The sequence below is a fragment of the Micromonospora sp. U21 genome (genome assembly GCF_018070045.1).
Taxonomy (GTDB): domain Bacteria; phylum Actinomycetota; class Actinomycetes; order Mycobacteriales; family Micromonosporaceae; genus Micromonospora.
On record NZ_JAGPYK010000071.1, the window covers coordinates 1 to 4,621 of the forward strand.

The 4,621-nt window shown below is 65.9% G+C and carries 4 protein-coding genes; all 4 read right to left on the reverse strand.

Annotation, left to right across the window (positions count from 1 at the left end; all coding sequences use genetic code 11):
* Positions 1–383 precede the first annotated feature (383 nt).
* On the reverse strand, positions 384–1,010 hold the full coding sequence (locus tag KBX63_RS34740; protein ID WP_210918660.1) for a lipopolysaccharide assembly protein LapB: 627 nt from the start codon (positions 1,008–1,010) through the stop codon (positions 384–386).
* Positions 1,011–1,249: 239 nt separating this feature from the next.
* Positions 1,250–2,394 (reverse strand): IS3 family transposase gene (locus tag KBX63_RS34745; protein WP_210918661.1). Its coding sequence is split into 2 segments (ribosomal slippage): positions 1,250–2,121 and positions 2,121–2,394, totalling 1,146 coding nucleotides; the frame shifts between segments, so codons are not numbered across the junction.
* Between the two features lie 257 nt (positions 2,395–2,651).
* On the reverse strand, positions 2,652–3,389 hold the full coding sequence (locus KBX63_RS34750) for an ATP-grasp domain-containing protein (protein WP_247663942.1): 738 nt from the start codon (positions 3,387–3,389) through the stop codon (positions 2,652–2,654).
* 155 nt (positions 3,390–3,544) lie between these two features.
* A complete protein-coding gene (locus KBX63_RS34755; RefSeq protein ID WP_210918663.1) occupies positions 3,545–4,171 on the reverse strand; it encodes a hypothetical protein in 627 nt (208 codons plus the stop codon).
* Between the last annotated feature and the right edge of the window lie 450 nt (positions 4,172–4,621).

Genomic DNA, 4,621 nt, shown 5'->3' on the forward strand with positions numbered 1-4,621 from the left:
CGACATCCGCTCCTGGATCACCGACTGGAACAACCATCCGCGACCGTTCATCTGGACCAAGACCGCAGAAGAGATCCTCGAATCACTCGCCCGATTTTGTAGGCGAATTTCCGGCGCAGGACACTAGTCTCGCGACCACGATCGATGCGACGCCGTCCCCGCCGACCGCAGGTTTGGCCTTTCGACCAGGGTGTTTGCGTCGTGGACATGTTCTCGACTCGGCATCCCAGTCAAGGCTTGGGGCGGAGCCGAGTTGCTGCTCTTGTGGCCCCACTGGGTCGGCTTGGCCTGGCCACGTCTGCTCTCGACCGAACGCCATGCCTGTGGCCGCGACCTCGACCAGGCTTGTTGCCAAGCTGATCGCCTGCGTGGAGGCCCGCCCGCTACGGCATCTGAAGAATTGACAACATCACCGCTGCTCGCTCAGACACGGTGGGATCGTTGAGTTCGATCGCCTCGCGAAGCGAGGTCGCGGCACCCTCGACGTCGCCGCGTGCCTGTAGTTCGGTTGCCCGGTTGATAGCAAACAAGGCCTGTGGTTCCCGCACTCCCTTGGTCACCCGGTCATAGATCGCGCGAGCCTTCGCCTGCTCGCCCTGGCGAGTCAGCAGGATCTCCAGCTTGGTCGCGGCACGGCGGGCCCAGATATTGGCGCCGTCGCTGCGTTCCGGATCTCCGTGGTTGACCGCCCACTCGTACAGCTTGCTGGCTTCCCCGACATCGCCCATCTCCTCCCGCAGCGCCGCCAGATCGACGGCAGCTCTCACCGACCACGCTGGATGTCTGGACTCGACGGCACGCTTGTAGAACTCGCAAGCGCCGGTCCTGTCACCCGAGCGATGCAACAGGTGGGCCGTCCACCAGGCGCCGGCCGGCGCATCATGATGAGAGTCTGAGTCCATGGCACGCCGAAAAGCCCGCAGCGCCCCATCGGTATTACCTCGTCGATAAAGACGATCACCGAGTGCGATCGCCGAGCGGGCACTCCGCCAGCGAAGCGGCCACAGCATCTTCTACCCCTGACGCCGCTGGATTGACCTCCGGACCCGAATTTACCGTACACCGTCAACCACGAAGTGGTGGTCGACGATGAGTGGGCGAACATCCGCACATCGGCAGTTTCGGATGCCGTACCTACGCAGACCGCCGGCACGGACGGTGACGAGCCGACCAGCGACCGGCACGCCTTGACAGCGGCAGACGAGGACGGGACTGCCCCGGGTTTGGTTGACTCGCGGGGTTGAGTGGTTCAGGCCGCGTGTGCGGGCTGGTTGATTGTCTCAAACTCGATGGGCGTGAGCCGGCCGAGGCGGCGTTGCCGTCGCCGGCGGTGGTAGGCCCGTTCGATCCAGGTCACGATCGCCAGGCGTAGGTCGTGGCGTGTTTGCCAGCGTTGCCGGTCCAGGACATTGCGCTGCAGCAGGGCGAAGAACGACTCCATGGCGGCGTTGTCCCCGCAGGCGCCGACGCGGCCCATCGAGCCGGTCAACCCGTTGCGGTGCAACGCTTTCACGAATTCCCTGGACCGAAATTGGCTGCCCCTGTCGGAGTGCACGATCGTCGCGGCCGGGTTCCGCAGCCGGGTGGCGTTCGACAGCGCAGCGACGGCCAACGAGCCTTTCATGCGGGTGTCGATGGAGTAGCCGACGATCCGGCCGGAGTACACGTCCTTGATCGCGCACAGGTAGAGCTTGCCCTCGGCGGTGGGGTGTTCGGTGATGTCGATCAGCCACAGCTGGTCGGGGGCGTCGGCGGTGAAGCGGCGCTGCACCAGGTCGTCGTGCACCGGGGGTCCGGCCCGCCTGGTCAGCCCCTTGCACTTGGCGAAGACCGACCAGATGCGCTGCTGTGAACACAGCCGCGCGACCCGGTTGGCGCCGGCGGTGATGCCGTGGGCGGGTAGTTCGTCGGCGATGAACCGGTAGCCGAACGCCGGGTCGTCGGCGTGGATGTCGAGGGCGGCGTTGATCAGGTGAGCGTCGTCGAGGTGTCGCTGCGAGACCGGCTCGGCGCGCCACGCGTAGTAGGCCTGCTTACTGAACCCCAACACCCGGCAGGTCACCGCGACGGGGATCCCGTCCGCGGCCAGGTCACCGACCAGCGGGTACATCATTTTGGGGAGATCTCCTTGGCGAAGTACACCGCGGCCCGCCGCAGGATCTCGTTCTCCTGTTCCAGCACCTTGTTCCTGCGGCGCAGCTCCCGCAGCTCCGCCGACTCGCTGCTGGTGGTCCCGGGACGGATGCCGTCCTCGACGTCGGCGAGCTTGAGCCAGCGGTGCAAACAGGCCTCGGAGATCCCGAAGTCCTTCGCGATCTGGGCGATGGGGGCCTCGCCCTTACGGGCGACCGCGACGACGTCACGGCGGAACTCCAGGGGGAACGCTTTCGGCATGACAGACATCCTTCCAGCGAGGAACGTATCCTCACAGGTCAGGAGTCAACCGAACCGGGGGCAGTCCCCAGATCAACCAAGCGGGCTCGCATGGCGTGAGGGTAGCCGTAGGCCCGCTGAGAGGATGCCGGCCATAGCGAGTGACAAACTGAGTGACGACCGAGGCCGCCACCTCTCGGACACCCGTGGACGACGACGGATGGTTTCGGCACGTCCGACTGCCTGCCGTCGCTGGTCGGGCCCGCCTGATCGTTCTTTCACAGCGGAGAGGTCTGAGGGGCTAGTTCGGGCCGCTGAGGCTGTCGGATGAACTGTCGGTCGCGCGCGCTAACCGAGGCCGTTGGGCCGGCCGCACGGAGGACGACGTCGAGGACCAGATCTGGGTCTGCTTCGTAAGCGCCGCTGGCCCACGCGGCATTTGCCTCGATGGCGGCCCAGTGGCCGTCGGTTAGTCCTACGTCTACGACGATGGCGGAGGGCAGCGTGTGCCCGTATCCGGCGAGGAGGTCGGTCCCGAAGGCCAGCGCGTCGGTCGACGGAGGGCCGAGGTGTAATCGGCCGTGCTCGGCGTACTGGCTGCCTGCGTAGACAACACCGTCGAGCAGGTGTAGCCGGTACTCGGCGGTGAAGTCGACGATGTCGCTGACGAGCACTGGAGTCCGCCGGTCGACAGCATCCGGGCCGGGAAGGCGGGAGCCATTGGTGTAAATCATCGCCGGGATGGTCTTGTCGTTGGGTGACTTGATGAACGCCGGTCGACGGAGTTCGTAGGCCTCGCCGAGGGCGACCAGGTTGATCTCCCGGCGGGTGAGATCACGGGGAAGCCGAGTCAGCCAGCCGGGCTCGGCCTCCAAGGGTGCGATCCCGAGCAGCGGTGCGACGACGTCGGCGAAGCTTGGTCCCGCATGGAGGTGATCAACATGCATCCCGGCGGGTACTTCGAAGGTGTGGAGCTGGATGGTGCGTAGTCCGCGTCGGTGAGCGGCGTCGCGCAAGCGTTGAGCCGAGGCTGTTAGGCGCGGCGGCAGGACAAGTGTCACGGCCGATGATCCTGCCCCAACACGCCGCCACTGTTACACCGGTTATCAGGTTTTCAGGTCGCAGCACCGAAGTACGAGCTGAGCAGTCGCGGTACGTTCCGACCGATGGGCTACTGCTGCTGCAAGAGGGTCAGGAACTCGTCCACTAGGTGCGGTTTGGTGTAGTCCATTCGGGTCCGAGTACCCGACGTGAGGCCGCCCGCCTGGCCGCCGCACGTGTAGATCAGCGGCACCGGTGGCCGGTCCGGGTAGCGCAGCACGAACGAGTGTTCGTGGCTGTATCCGATCAAGGGGCAGGCCTCGCCGATCGGCTCTGGGGCGGCATCGGGCCACCAGCCACTGTGTCGCCACTGCCACTGCCGCCAGGCCTCGTTGCGGTTGGGTAGTCGGTTGAGCAGCGCGGCGAAGTCAGCGGCCCCGGCAAGCAGCACCCGCTGACGCGGCGGGTCCGCCACCCCGGGGCGCTGGATATGCAGTGCCGTGGGTGTGGCGCACAGCAGCACCTCCGTAGCGCCGGGCGGCACGAACGGACCAGGGCCGTCGACGAACTGGTGCCGCTCTTCGATGACCGGGCAGCCATCCGATCTGAGCGGAATCTCATACGGAGTGCCGGCCATTGCCGGCCACGGCGACACGATGCGCTGGACCCAGGCGATCGTGACCACACCCGCGGCTACCGCGACTACCGTCACTACGACGACCACAGCCCAGCGCTGGCGCGGGCTCCACTTGGTCACTGGCTACCTCCAGCTCGGCGATTGCCAGCGAGGCTAGCGTGTCGATCTAGGGAATCGTGCAGCGGCAGATGACAAGACCCGCCCCTCAACAACCACCGACACGTGGCACGAGAAGATCCGGACTATGCGCGGAATGATCACAGACAGCGGCGACCGACCGGGTGGCGTTTGCGCAGCTAGCGAACAGCGGGAGCCGAGGAAGCGCTAGCCCCTTCCTAAACCGTGTGCGGCCCAGCTTTCGGCCAGAGACGGTCAGATGAGCAGGTCGTCTAGCCAGGCCTGCCAGTAGCCGCTTCGAGCAACCGCGGGAGGGTCAAGGGCGTTTAGAGGGCGCGCAAATAGGTCAGCGGGGATGAGCCGGGTAGGAGGCGGGCACAGGCATCAGTGATCATGAAGGTTCCTACGCCTAGTGATCACTGGAACGCCTGTGCCCGCTGTCCCATCATGGCT

Excerpts from the sequence above, each read along its gene's own strand:
- KBX63_RS34740 (WP_210918660.1), bottom strand. The coding sequence starts at position 1,010 with ATGCTGTGGCCGCTTCGCTGGCGGAGTGCCCGCTCGGCGATCGCACTC.